Below are 15596 nucleotides of genomic sequence, written 5' to 3' on the forward strand. Positions count from 1 at the left end.
CGGGACCATCGACATGGCCAATATTGTCATCGACCGCATCCGCAAAAGCTTCGGAGCCTTCCAGGCGCTGAAAGAGGTCTCGCTGACGATCAACGACGGCGAATTCGTCTCGCTGCTCGGTCCGTCCGGCTGCGGCAAGACCACGCTGCTGCGCATCATCGCCGGCCTCGAGACCGCAACATCAGGCGATGTCCGTATCGGCGACAAGTCGGTGATCGGTCTACCGCCTAAGGATCGCGGCCTGGCGATGGTCTTCCAGAACTACGCCGTCTTTCCGCATATGACGGTCTATGAGAACGTCGCCTTCGGGCTGCGGATGCAGAAGGCCGACGACACCAGGGTGAAGGCGCAGGTCGAAAAGGCCGCCGGCCTGTTGCATATCGAGCAATATCTCGACCGCTACCCGAACAAGCTTTCCGGCGGCCAGCGCCAGCGCGTCGCGGTCGCTCGTGCCCTTGCCGTCGAACCGAAGGTTCTCCTGATGGACGAGCCGCTTTCGAACCTCGATGCGCTGCTCCGCCTCGAAATGCGCACGGAACTCAAGACCGTGCTGCAATCGGCGGGGACCACGACGATCTACGTCACCCACGACCAGACGGAAGCCATGGGCCTTTCCGACCGCATCGCCGTCATGCATGGCGGCGTGGTCGAACAGGTCGGCCATCCGGTCGAGATCTACAATCACCCGGCAACACGTTTTGTCGGCGGTTTTATCGGCAATCCGCCGATGAACTTCATCAAGGTGCCGGTTTCGAACGGCCAGGTGGCGGCAGGGTCCGAGCAGTTTGCAGCGCCTGGGGAATCCGGCAATGAAGTCATCCTTGGCCTGCGTGGCGAGGCCGTCGAACTCGCGCCGTTGCCGCAGGGTCTCGAAATGAGAGTGCGCGTTGCCGAGCCGATGGGCTCGCATCTGCTTCTGACCGGTTCGATCCACGATCAGCCGGTCCGCGTCATCCTGCCGGCCTCGGAAACCGTGAAGAGCGGCGAGACGATTGGCCTGAAGCTCGACCAGAAGCGCATCACCTGGCTTTCGCCCGAAAGCGGCAAGTCGTTTCCGGCCGTCTTGGCCTGAGAATACCGGAGTTCCCGAAATGAACATGCATGTCGACCAAGCCAAGCGCATCCTCGCCGCCAACGATCGCGGCGGCTATACGGTGCCGACCGACCGGCTCTACCCTTTCCAGTGGAACTGGGATTCCGCCTTCGTCGCCATGGGCTTCGCGCTCTACGACACCGACCGCGCCTATCGCGAGCTGGAGCGGCTGGTCGAGGGCCAGTGGGCGGACGGGATGATCCCGCATATCGTCTTCCACGCCCCAAGCGAAACCTATTTTCCTGGACCGGATGTCTGGCGCACGAAGCACACGATCGCGACCTCCGGCATAACCCAGCCGCCGGTCTTTGCGATCGCACTGCGCAAGCTGCATGAAGCCGCCGGCAAGGGTGCCGAAGCCCGTACCCTGCCACTTTACGAAGCGGCGCTGAAATGGCATCGCTGGTGGTATTCCGCCCGCGATCCCGATGGCACCGGCTTGGTCGCGCTGCTGCATCCCTGGGAAAGCGGCAGCGACAATTCTCCCGCCTGGGACATCGCGCTCGCTCGTGTACCCACCACCACCGATACCCCTGTCGTGCGCAAGGATACCGGCCATGTCGATGCCGACATGCGTCCGCGTGACGAGGATTACCGCCGCTTCATTCATCTGGTCGATACCTATGCCGCCTGCGGCTGGGATCCGGCGAAACAATGGGAAAAGGCGTCCTTCAAGGTCGCCGAGATCCAGACGACCGCTATCCTGCTCAAGGCCGGCGAAGACCTCGAGCACCTTGCCCGGCTGTTCGACCGGACCGAGGACGCGATCGAGACCGCTGCCTTCAACAACCGCACTCGCAAGGCGATCATGGCCCAATGGCGGCCGGACCTCGCGCGCTTCGTCTCGCAAGACTTGATCTCGGGAGAAGATGTCGAAGCGGCGACGCAAGCCGGTTTCATCCCCCTCCTCTCACTGGATCTCGACAAGCAGATTGCCGACGCGCTGGTTGCGGAAATGAAGGCCTGGTCGAAGGATCTCAAGGTCGCCTTTCCGACGACGAAGCCGGGCATCGCCAGCTGGGAGCCGAAGCGTTACTGGCGCGGTCCCGCCTGGGCAATCATCAACTGGCTTCTGATCGACGGATTGAAGCGCAACGGCCACACGGCTGTCGCCGAAAAGCTGCGGCGATCCACGATCACAGCGATCGAAACGGAAGGTTTTGCAGAATATTTCGACCCGGTCACCGGCCAAGGCTGCGGTGGCCTCGGCTTTTCCTGGACGGCTGCCGCCTATCTGTGGCTTGAGCGACGCGTCGGCGTTACCTGAGCATCGATCTCGATCAATCCGGCTGCCATGGCTGCATGGTCAGCACGTTTCCGCCAAGCTTGGCGAAGGCGCGTTGCCGACAGGAGAAGACGAGGATCTGCTGGTCGCGGGATTGGCGGTGCAGCGCATCGAACATCCGCTCGATCCGGTCGTCGTCGGAATAAACAAGCGCATCGTCGAGGATGACAGGCGCCGGCCGGCCGTCGCGGGCAAGCAGCCGGGCGAATGCAAGGCGGGTCAGCACCGAGAGCTGCTCCCGCATGCCGCCGCTCAGCCGATCAACATCCTCGTCCTGGCCGTTGCGGCGCACGATCTGCGGTAGCAGCGTGTCGCCGTCGAAGGTGATCGAGATATCGTCGAACAGCAGGCCGAGCAGCGGGGCGAGTTCGTTCATGACCGGCTTGAGATAGAGGTCGCGCGCCGCCGCCCGCGTCGCCGTCAGCGCCTTGCGCAGGCGATCGAGCACCCCGACCTCCGTCTCGAAACGCTTCACCTGTTCGCGCGCCGCTGCAAGCAAATCCCGGCTTTCCAACCAGTTTTCTTCCACCGCGCTGTCCGAGCGGGTGCGGATCTGACCGCCGAGATCGGCAAGCTCCTCGCGAAGCCTGGCAATTTCGCGTCCTGCGGCGTCGGCAACCGAGCGCGCCCGGGCAAGGGCGGCCTCTGCGCCTGCGAGGTCCCGCGCTGTCCGGCGCAAAGGTCCGGCCCGGAGCTCGACCGCATCGAACCGCTCTTTGGCGCTGGACAATTTTACGGCAAGGTCCTGTTGCACGGCATTTCGGCCGGCTTCGGGACCGATGATCGCCTCGATGGCCTCGAGTTCCTGACCAAGCCTGGCGTGCTCTGTCTGCGCGCGCAATATCGCCTCGCCGGCCTCGGTGCGCATCACCGATGCCTCCCGCGCCCGGTTCCGCGCCAGTTCGATGCGCCGCGTCGCATCCGCGAGACGGGCGCGCACCTCTTCCGGGTCGGCGTCGAGTTCGATCGGACCCTGGCTGAGTTCGGCAAATCGGGCGGCGTCGAGGTGAAGGGCGTCGATGCCCTTCGGGGCGAGATCGGCGAGCCGCTGGCGCGCCCGCACCAGCTCCTCGTGTTTGCTCCGCGCGGCAATGTCGCGCTGCCGCGCCGCGAGCAGACTGTCGACACCGAGCTTGGCAAGCAATGTTTGGCGGGCGGATTGCGCGGTCTCCAGCGCTCCGTCCTGCTCAACCTGCCGGCTGGAATGAATGGTCAGGGTGCCGACGCCTGCTATGTCGAGCCTCGCCATTCCGGCAAAGCTCCTATCCTCGCCCCCAGGCAAAGGCTGGTGGTCCATGCTCACCGATCCGGAGGCGTCTTTCAGGTAGTCGATCCGGAGCGTGGGAAGGTCGACTTCGGCGGCTGCACGCAGGCCAACGATCTTGAGATCCAGCGCTTCGAGCCGTTCGATCCCATCGGCTGGAATGGCGAGCAATGCATGCGCCGCCTCCCCGTCCTCGATCTGCTGCCGCGCCGCTTCCGCCTGTTCGAGACGCAGACGAACCTCGGCCAGACGCTCGGCGGCGTGGCGCGAACGCAGTGCCGCCTCCAGCCGCGCGAGTAATTCGCGGTTGACCCGCTCGTCTTCTTCGGCCGCCTGCACCTCCGCCGTTGCGGCCTCGCTTTCAACCAGCGATGCCGTGCGTCGCTCGGCTGCATTGGAAAGCTCGTTCGCCGCCAAGGCGAAACGCCGCGCGAGTTCGCCGCTGCGGTTCAATGCGGCCCGGAAGCGCTCATATGCCTGCTGCGCCTCCTCGCGGCGGCTGGCGGCCAAGGCAGCCTCGGCATCGAGCGCCTTGAGTTCCCTCTCGTGCAGCTTGGCGGCTTCGAGCACCGCCTCGGCATTGGCAATCGCCGCCTTCCGGCCGGCCTCCTCGTCCGGATTTTCCAGCTCGTTCAGTCTCGCCTGCACGGAGCGGCGGCGGTCGAGCGCGCCGTGCAGCATCTCCACCTCCTTGGCCAGCCGCGCCTCCTCCTCCTGCAGCCGGTCACGCTCCTCGAGAGCGGCGGCAAAGCGGCCTCCGGTCTTCGGCCGGAGCGTCGCGGTGACCAGGCGATTGAGTTCTTCCTCACAGGCTTCAAGCACCGCCGACATGCGCCGTCCGCCGGTCAGCGCCTCCACTTCGCCCTGCACCGACGACAGCAGGCTTTCGCGCACCCGCTTGTCGTTTTCTTCCTCACTCTTGCTGCGATTTTCGATGCCGGTGACGCCCTGGCGCACCCAGAGCAGGCCTGCCGGGCCGGAGGTTCCACCGGAAATGAGATCGCCGATGAAAGCCTCGGCTTCGTCGGCCTGAGCGACGAGCCGACCGCTGCCGAGATCGGTGACGCTGGCGCGCCGTCCGCCATAGAATTGCTTGGTCAGGCGGTAGCGGCCGGCGTCGATCGTGATATCGGCCTCGACGATCGGATTGCCGCCGCTATAGGGACGCAGCATCTGCACGTTCTTTGGCGTGCCGCTGTGCGGCTGGAAAAACAGGGCATGCAGCGCCTCGAAACAGGTTGATTTGCCATGTTCGTTGGCGGCGCTCAGCACATTGACGCCGTCGGTGATTCCTTCGACTGATATGCCGCGGCCGGCAAAGCGTTTGACATTGTGGAGGCGAAGGGCGGTCAGTTTCATCGATCGATCGCCTCGCAATAAGAAAACAGCCGGATTAATGCTTGACGCGCCACGGTCCTGTCGTCGCCGGAACGGGCCTCGTCGAGGCTTTCGGCAAGCAGCAAGTCCGCAGCATCGCGCAGCGCACCGGCTCGGTCGATGGTCTCGAGATCATCGCTCTCGCAATCGGTCCCTAGGAGGTCGGTATCGATCTCCAGATGTGCAAATTCCGGCGCGACCTGCTCCAGCAGGCTGATCATTGCCGTCCGCCCGTTCAACCGGGCACGGCCGGACAGCGCGACGCGCAACAGGGTTTGTCGCCGCGCGAACGGTTCCGGCAATGCGGCCTTCAGCGCTTCAACACCGTCTTCCGATGCCAGCAGCGGAAGCTGCAATGTCTGCCAGGAAAAGCTGGCGGTCGTCACCGCCGTCGTTGTCGGCATCGCCCCCTGTCCGGCAATGGAAACGACCATCGCCTGCCCTGGCCGGTCATGCTTGAAACGGTCCGGCTCGGGAGCGCCGCTGTAATATGTTCTGGCGTCCACCGCCACCAATCCGTGCCAATCGCCAAGCGCCATATAGTCGAGGCCGGCCAACGCCGCGCGGTTCGGCGCAATCACGTTCGTGGCCGTGGCATCCTCCGAAAATTCCTGGATCGGGCCATGGGCGAGGCCGATGCGGATAGCGCCGTCCGGCGTGTCGGCACCGGTCATCCATTCGGTCAGGTCGCGGCCCGGCCTCCTGGTCGTGCAAGGCGCCGGCAGCAGGACGACGTCAGGTCCAAGCGCAAGGGGTGCTGCTTCCGTCGCCAGAGTGACATTGTCGGGCAACACGCCGCGCGCCGCGCTCCAGAGCTGGTCCGCCAGCAGCGAATCGTGATTGCCCGGAAGCAGGACCCAGCGCAGCGGCGTATTCCGGGCCATCTCGCCAAGCGCCTGCCGAAGCACGGCGGGTGTCGGCGTCTCGGTATCGAATGTATCGCCCGCCAGCAGGACAACGCCCGCCCCATGCTCTCGCGCCGCATTGGCAAGCCTGGTGATCACGCCATGCCGGGCCTCACGCAGGCGCCCTCTCAAATCCTCCGGAAGATTGCCAAATCGCTTGCCAATATGAAGGTCCGAACTGTGCAGAAAGGAAAACATTAGCCAGCCATGTCTACGATGTGCCGCGAGCTTCCCAGCATGGCCAAGGGCTTCGCCCGCAGTGTCGTGATTCCGTTGTTCAGGGACAGACCATGCCTCCCGATAACTGGCGAGGCAAGCTTATCCTGGACAAACGCACTGTTATCCAATGCTTGTCTAACTCTCAGCGATATACGACATCGCATTGCCCAGCCGCCACCGTCCCTTGTCCGCTATTGTCAGCTGCCAACAGCGACGGAATGCCGGCGTTGAGGAACCTGGTCGAACACCACCAGCGCTCAGCTCACCTGCTCGTCCTGCCAGGAATCGAACGTTGCCGCCTGACCGTGACGGCGTCCGTTGCGGTCGACGAGATTCCAGACGATGGCTTTCTCGATATAGAAACGCCGCCCTGACTTGGCGATGCGAAGTCCGCGGTAGTCGGCGATAAAGCCGTTGGCTGCCACGGCATTCAGCAATCTCTCGCGCTCCGCACGGTCCGGCGCCTCTGCGGAAAGACGCGACGGCAAAGTGATGAACTCGTCCCATGAATATTCAAAGCAGGCCTGGGCCGCACGGTTGGCGTAGATGAAGCGTGGATCGGCTTCGGTGTTGTGAGCAAGGACTACGGCCGGCGACGTGTGGTAAAGCCATTCGGCCCCTTGGCCCTCCGGCGCCAGGCGGCGTCCGACGCTTCGTTCGAAGCTTTCCGCCATCAGGGCGTAAAATTCGAGATCGCAGGACAAGTCGAGTCCGGCGTCGTGATAGTTGGCAATCATGCTGCGCATCCTGGATTGCGACGAGAGATCCTGAAGGGATGTTCTCGCATGAAAAAGGACTAGGAAATCCTTTCGCGCTACAAAAAAGTGCAAGCTCCAAATGGGACGCCGTAAAAGCTGGGCAGCCGGGATTTCAGGTGTCGTCCCGGAGGTAACGCTCCGCGAGCCTTGCCCACATTGCCGCACCGACCGTCAGGCTGGCATCGGCGAAGTCATATTTGGCACTATGCAGGATGGCGGAATTCATGCCGTTGCCGAGGCGCAGGAAGCTGCCCGGCTTATGCTCGAGAAAGTGTGAAAAATCCTCGCTGCCGGGAATGAGCGGGCAGGTCGCGACCTTGTCTTCGCCGATCAGTTCGGCCGCGACGATGCGGGCAAAATCCGTCTCGGCAGGCGAGTTGACGACGACAGGATTGCCGCGATCATAGTCGATCTCGATCAAAGCACCGTGACCCTCGGCCACCGAGTGGGCAAGCTTGGTGATGCGCTCCTGTAAGAGATCGCGAATGCCAGGTTCGAAGGAGCGCACGCTCAAGGCGAGCTTGGCATATTCCGGAATGACGTTGACGGCATCGCCGGCATGGATGGTGCCGACGGTGATGACCGCCGTCTGGGTTGGATCCAGGTTGCGCGAGATGATCGTCTGCAGCGAGACGACGAGGTTGCACGCCACGACCACCGGATCGATGGTCAGGTGCGGCCGTGAGGCATGGCCGCCCTTGCCCTTGATGGTAATCTCGACGGTATCGGACGCCGCCATCATCGGGCCGGATCGCAGCAGGATGGTGCCTTCGGGAGCACCAGGATGATTGTGCAGGCCGAAGATGGCGTCGAACGGAAACCGCTCGAACAGGCCGTCGGCGATCATCGCCTGGGCGCCGCTATTCTTGCCCGCCTCTTCCGCCGGCTGGAAAATCAGCGTCACCGTGCCGTTGAAGCGACGGGTGCGGGCAAGATATTCGGCCGCCCCAAGCAGCACAGTGGTGTGGCCGTCATGGCCGCAGGCATGCATCTTGCCGGGCGTGCTGCTGGCATAGGGAAGTCCGGTTGCCTCGATGATCGGCAATGCATCCATATCGGCGCGAATGGCGATGCCCTTGTTACCCCGGCCGGCGCTGAGCCGCGCGACGACGCCATGGCCACCGACATTGCGGGTCACATCATAACCCCAGCCTTCCAGCTTTTCTGCGACATAACGCGCCGTTTCCGCCTCTTCGAAGGAGAGTTCCGGATGGGCATGCAGGTACTGGCGGGTCGCCTTCAACTGCGCTTCCATGGCTTCGAAATCGGAAAGGCGGGCATAGGCATTGTCGAGCGTGGGCATGAAAACATCCAGTATTGATCGAAAGAACCGTTGCTCCGGCCCGAGGGTCGAAGCAACCGACTGACATCGCTCAGAGAAAACGGGCGAGAAAGGCCTGGGTCCGGGGATGTTGCGGATTGCCGATGACATCCTCTGGCTTGCCCATCTCGACGACATTGCCGCCGTCCATGAACACCACCCGATCGGCCGCCTCGCGGGCGAAACCGATCTCGTGGGTAACGACGATCATGGTCAGGCCCTGTTTGGCGAGATCGCGCATGGTGGACAGGACTTCGCCGACGAGCTCCGGGTCGAGCGCAGAGGTGGGTTCGTCGAACAGCATCAGCTTCGGCTTGATCGCAAGCGCGCGGGCGATGGCGACGCGCTGCTGCTGACCGCCGGAGAGCTGGCGGGGATAGCTCCCCGCCTTTTCCGACAGGCCGACCCGCTCCAAAAGCCGCATGGCGTTCTCGGTCGCGGCCTTGCGGCTTTCTCCGTGCACGCCGACCGGGGCCTCGATGATGTTCTGCAGCACCGTCATATGCGGATAGAGATTGAACTGCTGGAACACCATGCCGATCTTGCGCCGCTGATGAGCGATCCTGTTGCTGGACAGCTTTTCCAGCCGGTCCTTGCGCAGGCGATAGCCGATCTGTTCGCCATCGACTTCGATGAACCCTTTATTGATCGCTTCGAGATGGTTGATGCAGCGCAGGAAGGTCGATTTTCCCGAGCCGGACGGGCCGAGCACGACGACGACTTCACCCGGCATGACGTCGAGGTCGATCCCCTTCAGCACTTCGAGCTGGTCGAAGGACTTGTGGACGTTGCGGGCTCTGACGAGCGGCTTTGCAATCGCGGCGGCGGTCAATGGCTTGCCTCCTCGACAAGGGTCTCGGATTTGGCGGCGACGGCATTGTTGCGCCGTTCGCTGCGGCCGTAATAGGCCTCGATATAGCTCTGGCCGAGATTGAGGATCGAGGTGATGAACAGGTACCAGAGGACCGCGACAAGCAGCATCGGCACGATCTCGAAGGTGCGATTGTAGATCGACTGGACGGAATAGAGCAGATCGGCCATGGCGATGACGCTGACGAGCGAGGTCGCCTTGATCATGCTGATCAGCTGGTTGCCCGTCGGCGGCACGATCGAGCGCATCGCCTGCGGAATGATGATCCGCCACAGCGCCCTGCCCTTGGTCATGCCGAAGGCTTCCGCCGTCTCGAACTGGCCGCGATCGACCGAGAGCAGGCCGCCGCGAATGATCTCGGCCATATAGGCCGCTTCGTTCAAGGCAAGACCGACGATCGCCGCCGTCATCGGCGTGATCACCGAATTGGTCTCCCAGCTCGCCAGCGTCGGGCCGAACGGAATGGCGATCGAAAGTTCAGGAAAAAGGGTCGAGAGATTGTACCAGAAGATCAGTTGCACCAAGAGCGGCGTGCCGCGAAAGAACCAGATGAACAGCGATGCCAGCGACTTTGCGAGCCGGTCGTTCGACAGCCGGGCGATTGCCAGCCCGAGGCCGAGAACGATGCCGATGGCCATGGCGATCACAGTCAGACCCAGGCTGACATAGAGGCCGCTGATGACAGTCGGATCGAAGAAATAGGCCGCGACGACGGGCCAGCCGAAATTCTCGTTATGGGCGACGATCCACAGGAAGTTCGCGGCAATGAGGAGCACGGCCATCCATAGGACGAGCCGACCCGTTCGAAAGGGCTTGTGGGCGTGGGCAACATCCCGGAAGTCCGCACCGCCCGAAGGCGATGCGGCAGTCACGCCGTGATTGCTCATTTCGGCAGGGCTCCACCAAGATTGAGGCCGGGCTGCTTGATCATGTTGTTCTCAAGACCCCACTTCTTCATGATGGCGGCATAGGTGCCGTTATCCATCAACGCCTTGATCGAGTCGAGCAAAACGGGGCCGAGCGGCGAGCCTTTCGGCACGACGGCGCCCTGATAGAGGTCGTCGAAGCCGTTCTTCTGGCCGACGCCGCTCAGTTCCAGCTGGCCGTTTGCCTGAGACACGAAATAGGTCAACGGTGCCTGCGACGAGAAGAAGGCATCGGCGCGTTTGGAGCGGACCGCCAGGATCGAGCTCGGCTGGTCGGTATAGGACTGCACTTCGGGCGCTGGCTTGCCCGCCGTCTTGCACTTTTCGACCTGAGCCTGGATCACCTTTTCGGCGGAGCCGCCGGCCATGACGGCGATGCGATTGCCGCAGGCGCTGTCGAGCGAAGCGATGGCCTTCGGATTGCCTTTCTGGACGGAGAAGACCACGTATTCCTGAACCCAGTCGACGAAGTCATTGGCCTCTTCACGGGTCTTGAAGTCACCGATCGGACCGAAGGCGAACTGGTATCGGCCGGAATTGATGCCGGCGAGCAATGCGGTCAGTCCGCTGACAGTTTCGTGCTCGATCGTGACGCCGAGCATCTGGCCGATCGCATCGGTCAGATCGGCGCTGGCGCCGGTCAGTTCCGTGCCGGTGACGATCTCATAGGGAGGAAAAGAACCGTTGTTGACGGAGATCATCTTGCCGTCCGTGCGGATCTTCTCCGGCAGGCGAGCGCGAAGCGCGTCGTTGACGGTCTGCTTGGCGACGGCGGACTCCTCGGCGAAGACCGACGTCGTCATCATCAAGCCCATCAGGGCGGCGGAAGCGATCAGTTTCGAATGCATGTCATTCCCCTTTTTTGGTTTTGCGAAAATGTTAATTCAACGTCGAGGCCTGTGAGGGAGTTTCGCTGGCCTCGTTCACCGGGCCTTGGCGTGCCACGGAAACAGCTCGGCGGGCGTCAAACGGCGCGGCATGATCTTCTGTTCGTAAAGTTCCTCGGCAAAGTCGGCGATCATCGCCTCGTTCTCGGCAAACCCGCTGACGTTCCAGTTCGGCGGCAGGTCGGCCGCGCAGCGGCGCAATTCGTCGATCATCCAGGGCGTGGTGTCGGCATATTTCTCACGCTTCTCCAGCCAGAGACGCTGGGACTCGTCGATCAGCCCGCTGAGTTCATCCATGATCCAGGGATGCTCCCTGACGATATCAGCCTTGAAGCCGATCAGATGCATGCCCGGGACGTAACCGACCTCGTGGAAGTAGGCGACTTCAGCGGCGCGGAAATCATCCAGCACTTGGCGCAGGGGCGATTCCTGCTCGAAAAAACCCTTCGGCATGAAAGGCGTGAAGACGGCATCCAGCCCGCCATCCAGCAAGAGATCGACCATCGGGCGCTCGCCGGGGACCGCCTCGATGCGGCCGGGCCGTCCAAAACCATCGAGCCGGTCGGCGATCGGATGGGCCTCCGTCAGGCGTCCGGCATACCACATGGCATCCTCGACTCCGACGCCTTCGCGGCGCAGCGCGGCCCGGGTCCATGTATTTCCGGAATCGCGCCAGCCAGTCACCCCGATCTTCTTGCCGGCCAAATCGGACAGCGTGCGGATCGGGCTGCCCTTGGCGGTGATGATGCAGCGATGGCGGAAGCTGCGCATGATGAAGTTCGGCATGCCGAATATCCGATCATCGCCGTCATGACGCATCTGCGAATAGCGGCTGAAGGACATTTCCGCGGCGTCATGAGCCTGGTCATCGCCAAGGCTGGAGACCAGCGTGCCGACGCGATCCACTTTGATGTCGAGACGGGACGAACTGACATCGCCGAGAACAAGCGGCGTCATGTAATCCCAGTCTCTTAGGGCGATGCGAAGCGTCACAGGCATGCAAAAACTCACTGAAATGGCTCGACGAGCGGGAAATTAAATGTTCAAAATGATGAGTACAAATGTTATTACGTTATTGAACATTTAAAGTGAGAGAAAAATGGGCGATACGATCGAAGCCTCCTGGTTTGCCGAAAAAATAGCCGATCGCAGCATGCGGGGGATTGCCCTCGAAACGAGTGCACTGATCCGCGCCGGTGCCCTGCCGGTCGGCACGCGCATGCCGGCGATTCGCGATATCGCCTACGAATTGCGTGTCAGCCCAGCGACGATCTCCCAGGCCTGGAGCGAATTGCGGCGGCAGAAGATCATCAGCGGCCGGGGGCGCAACGGCACCTGGGTCAGCGGCGACCGCTTTGTCGCCAGGCCGGAGCGTCTTGCGAGTTCGGGAAATTATGCCGCTGGTGTGCTCGACCTCACCTTGGCCGGGCCGGATGCTGCACTTCTTCCCCGCCTTTCCGAAGCAATGGCCTATGGCGCGTCAGCCGCCGACCTCAACAGCTATGAGCGCAGTCGTATCGTGCCGGAGCTGAAGGACGCCGTTTCTGTGCGATGGCCCTATGAGGCGGAAGCCTTTCTGGCCACCAATGGCGGCTACAACGCCGTCTATACGGTGTTGCATGCGCTGGTCTCTCCGGGTTCGTCGGTCGCGATCGAACATCCGACCGCGATGCGGCTGCTCGATATCCTGGAAGATCTCGGGGTAAAAATCATCCCCGTCGCCTGCGACGGCGACGGCCCCTTGCCGGATTCGCTGCGCGAGGCGTTGCAGCAACGGCCGGCGGCCTTCCTGTTCCAGCCGCGGCTGCATTCCGTGACCGGCACGACGGTCAGTGCATCCCGCCTCGATCAACTCGGAGATGTGCTGGAAGGCAGCGATACGCTTGTCATCGAGGACGATGGCGTCGGCGACGTGTCGGCAGCGCCTCCGCATTCGCTGGGTGGCCGATTTGCGGAGCGGACGATCCATATCGTCTCACTCTCGAAAAGCCTCGGTCCGGATCTGCGTCTCGCCGTCCTGTCGAGCTCCGCGCCGATCGTCGACCAGATCCAGTCCTACCGTTCCTTCAGCGCCGGCTGGACCAGCCGCATCCTGCAGAGTGCCGCCGCCTGGCTGTTGCGCGATCCCGCAACCTGGCGGCTCATCGGCGAGGCGCGCGCGATCTATCAGCAGAGGCGCGACGCTCTTGCCGACGCACTCTGCGAACGGGGAATGGCGATACCGCCAGGCCAGGGCCTGTGCCTGTGGGTGCCCGTCGTCTCCGAACCATTCGCGATGGTGACGCTCGCCGCACGCAATATCGCCGTCAATCCGGGCAGCAAATTCTCCGTCCTGCCCAGCAATCATATTCGCGTGGCGACCAGCACGCTTGTGGATCGTTGCGAGGAAGCTGCCGACGCGATCGCGCTGGCGCATGCGCCGTGAAAGGCAGACGCCGCGGGGACACTACTTTCCGTCAAGCCACTCCTGCAGCTCTGCCTCCGCCCGCTCCAGTGCGCTGTAATTCAGCAGTTTGCGCAGGAAGGCGACGGTGACGGCGCGGGCGCGCAGATTGAAGCGGCCGTCCTCGTGGTCGTCGCCGGCGCTCTGGTAGACGTCGAGCTTGTCGTAGAGCTGTTGCAGGCGGTTCTGCACGCTGCGCAGCGACAGACCCCGGCGTTTGGCGATGGCCCGGTCGGTGAGGCCGAGCGCGATATCGACGAGGATCTCATATTCGGAATCGGTGAAGCCGTTCGTCTGGCCGAGGCTCTTCTGCTGCAGGCCCCGCACCTCGCGGTCGATGACGCACTGGCTCTCGATGAAGATCGAACGCAGCGCAAGCTTCAGCCGCTCGTCGGAGGCGGATTTCAGCACATAGCCATAGGCGGCGCCATCCGGCACGATGCGCGAGACGCCGCGCACATAGGCTTCGTCCGAATAATTCGACCAGAACAGGATGCGGGTCTCCGGCCGCTCCTTCCAGATGGTGCGCGCCGCCTCGATGCCGTTGCGGTTCGCCATCTGCAGGTCCATGACGATATGTGCCGACTTGTGGTCGCGGGCGAGCTTCTCGCCGACGGTTCCGTTCTCCGCCTCGATCACCGTGTCGCATTCCGGCAGGGCCGCGTTGACGGCCTCGTGCAGATAGGACCGGTGCAGCGGGTCGTCCTCGACGATCAGAACTTTCATCGTGCCCTTCTCCTCAGTTTGGCCCGTTCGCCGGGTCGTGTGGGCCAAGCGGCAGCACGACACGCACCACGGTGCCGCGATTGTTGTGGCCAGGCCCGGTGGTGAAGCGCGCCGAAATCAGCCGCGCCCGGGTCTTCATATTGTCGATGCCGCCGCCGATCCGTCCCCGCGCCTTGGCGAGCCCGGTTCCGTCGTCAAAGATTTCGATCGACAGCCGTTCGTCGTCGGCCTCGAGCCGCACCGTGACGGTGAGCGGAGCGGCATGGCGCACCGCATTGTTGATCGCTTCCTGGGCGATGCGAAACAGCGCGACGCTGACGGTCGGCTCCAGTCGTTCCAACGCGCCGTGGGTCTCGTCGACGAGGCCCCATTCGATGGCCGATCCGGTGTCGCGGGTCGACCGGTCGAGATGATGCTCGATCGCCTGGGCGAGGCCGAAGAGCTGGAGCACGGAGGGTTTCGCCTGCTCGATGATCTGCCGCAGATCCTGCATGCAATGCTGGAGTGAACGGGAAACGGGCTCCAGTGCCTCGGACGCCACTTCGCCGTTGCGCGACAGCCGATCGATCCGCCGGGCAAGCCGCGTCAGGTCGGCAAGCGTCTGGTCGTGCAGGTCCATGCCGATGCGCTGGCGTTCCTGCTCCAGGGCTTCGGTAAGCTTCAGCGCACCTTGCCGCAATCCCTCCTCGCGGGCGCGGGCTTCGGCCTCGACGATGGCCGAGCGTTGCGCCTGCTCGGCCGCCTGCAGCGCGAAGAAATAGGGCGTCAGCAGGTCGGCGATGATGCGGGCGCGTTCAATATCCTCCATCGTATAGACGCCCGCCCGGTGCGACGAACAGGACAGTGCCGCGATGATCGTGCCCTGCACCTTCATCGGCACATGCAGGCGGCTCCTCAGCGATTGTTCGACGATCGGCCGCTTGAACGCACCCTCGAAGTGGAAACGCGGATCCGTCATGGCGTCGTCCGCCAGCAGAAAGTCCACCTCGCCCCGGAGCAGCGAGCGGATGGGGCTGTTGACGACGGGCGCGCCGGCCAGATCGCCCCAGGCGGTCTCGATCCCCGTCTCGTAGGCCGTGTGGTAATTGCCGCCCTCCAGCAGCACGCAGACATCGAGATGGTCGTGCGGGATGATATGGGCGACCTCGGCTGCGACGGAACGGATGGCCGAGCGGAAATCGAGCTGGCCCGCGAGCAGCCGGGAAATGCCGAGATAGTGGTCGAACATGGCTGCGGGTGAAAGATGCAGCATCGTCAGTTCCTCCCCGAGATGCCAGCAGGCTCCTCAACCCGCCGCGATCCCTTCCCAGTAAGCGCCCGCGGAAGGGCCGCCGTCTTGCGTAAACCCGCAGCTTGTTGCGCAAAACCCGCAAACGACTTGCCGCCTTGACACTGTACAGGCCGATCGATCTCCCGCATCCTGCCCTTACTGAGAGGAGGAAGCTCAGTGCAAGAACAATTTTCACTCGGGCCCGATTGGGCCGGCAGGAGTGAAGCGATCCGCCGCCGGCGCGATCATCA

General features: G+C 63.2%; 13 protein-coding genes. 3 read left to right on the forward strand and 10 right to left on the reverse strand.

The window, feature by feature from the left end:
• The first annotated feature begins 13 nt into the window (after positions 1-13).
• Positions 14-1072: an ABC transporter ATP-binding protein gene (locus NE851_RS06195; protein ID WP_047612080.1), complete on the forward strand. Its 1059-nt coding sequence runs from the start codon at positions 14-16 to the stop codon at positions 1070-1072.
• A 19-nt stretch (positions 1073-1091) separates the two neighbouring features.
• A complete protein-coding gene (locus tag NE851_RS06200) occupies positions 1092-2360 on the forward strand; it encodes an MGH1-like glycoside hydrolase domain-containing protein (protein ID WP_127429865.1) in 1269 nt (422 codons plus the stop codon).
• A 13-nt stretch (positions 2361-2373) separates the two neighbouring features.
• Here NE851_RS06200 and NE851_RS06205 read toward each other — a convergent pair whose 3' ends face one another.
• From NE851_RS06205 to NE851_RS06240, 8 genes are all read right to left on the reverse strand, one after another.
• Entirely contained in the window at positions 2374-5001 is a 2628-nt protein-coding gene (locus NE851_RS06205) for an AAA family ATPase (protein WP_254955514.1), read from the reverse strand.
• Positions 4998-6122 (reverse strand): metallophosphoesterase family protein, encoded by a 1125-nt coding sequence (locus NE851_RS06210; protein ID WP_127429867.1) that lies wholly within the window; start codon positions 6120-6122, stop codon positions 4998-5000. The genes NE851_RS06205 and NE851_RS06210 overlap by 4 nt, the downstream gene beginning before the upstream one ends.
• A gap of 278 nt (positions 6123-6400) precedes the next feature.
• A complete protein-coding gene (locus tag NE851_RS06215; RefSeq protein ID WP_164735881.1) occupies positions 6401-6880 on the reverse strand; it encodes an MEKHLA domain-containing protein in 480 nt (159 codons plus the stop codon).
• Positions 6881-7013: 133 nt separating this feature from the next.
• On the reverse strand, positions 7014-8204 hold the full coding sequence (locus NE851_RS06220; RefSeq protein WP_127429868.1) for a M20 aminoacylase family protein: 1191 nt from the start codon (positions 8202-8204) through the stop codon (positions 7014-7016).
• A 70-nt stretch (positions 8205-8274) separates the two neighbouring features.
• On the reverse strand, positions 8275-9054 hold the full coding sequence (locus NE851_RS06225) for an amino acid ABC transporter ATP-binding protein (RefSeq protein WP_028757324.1): 780 nt from the start codon (positions 9052-9054) through the stop codon (positions 8275-8277).
• Positions 9051-9980 carry an amino acid ABC transporter permease gene (locus NE851_RS06230; RefSeq protein WP_132573369.1) on the reverse strand — a complete coding sequence of 310 codons (930 nt, stop codon included), beginning with the start codon at positions 9978-9980 and terminating at the stop codon, positions 9051-9053. The genes NE851_RS06225 and NE851_RS06230 overlap by 4 nt, the downstream gene beginning before the upstream one ends.
• Positions 9977-10867, reverse strand: a complete 891-nt coding sequence (locus NE851_RS06235) for an ABC transporter substrate-binding protein (protein ID WP_047612092.1) — start codon at positions 10865-10867, stop codon at positions 9977-9979. Before NE851_RS06235 ends, NE851_RS06230 begins: the two co-directional genes overlap by 4 nt.
• A gap of 75 nt (positions 10868-10942) precedes the next feature.
• The gene (locus tag NE851_RS06240) at positions 10943-11905 is read right to left on the reverse strand and encodes a nitrate ABC transporter substrate-binding protein (RefSeq protein WP_183907644.1); all 963 of its coding nucleotides are present in this window, start codon (positions 11903-11905) and stop codon (positions 10943-10945) included.
• 100 nt (positions 11906-12005) lie between these two features.
• On the opposite strand from NE851_RS06240, the gene NE851_RS06245 reads away from it, so the two are divergent.
• Positions 12006-13331 (forward strand): aminotransferase-like domain-containing protein, encoded by a 1326-nt coding sequence (locus NE851_RS06245; protein WP_127429871.1) that lies wholly within the window; start codon positions 12006-12008, stop codon positions 13329-13331.
• A gap of 21 nt (positions 13332-13352) precedes the next feature.
• Here the strand turns inward: NE851_RS06245 and NE851_RS06250 are convergent, their stop codons facing one another.
• Positions 13353-14075 (reverse strand): response regulator transcription factor, encoded by a 723-nt coding sequence (locus NE851_RS06250; protein WP_008536437.1) that lies wholly within the window; start codon positions 14073-14075, stop codon positions 13353-13355.
• A 13-nt stretch (positions 14076-14088) separates the two neighbouring features.
• Positions 14089-15327, reverse strand: coding sequence for a GAF domain-containing sensor histidine kinase (locus NE851_RS06255; RefSeq protein ID WP_063475765.1), 1239 nt, complete (start codon positions 15325-15327; stop codon positions 14089-14091).
• Positions 15328-15596: the final 269 nt, after the last annotated feature.

Origin of the sequence: Rhizobium anhuiense bv. trifolii, from assembly GCF_024346605.1 — a bacterium.
Lineage (GTDB): Bacteria > Pseudomonadota > Alphaproteobacteria > Rhizobiales > Rhizobiaceae > Rhizobium > Rhizobium anhuiense.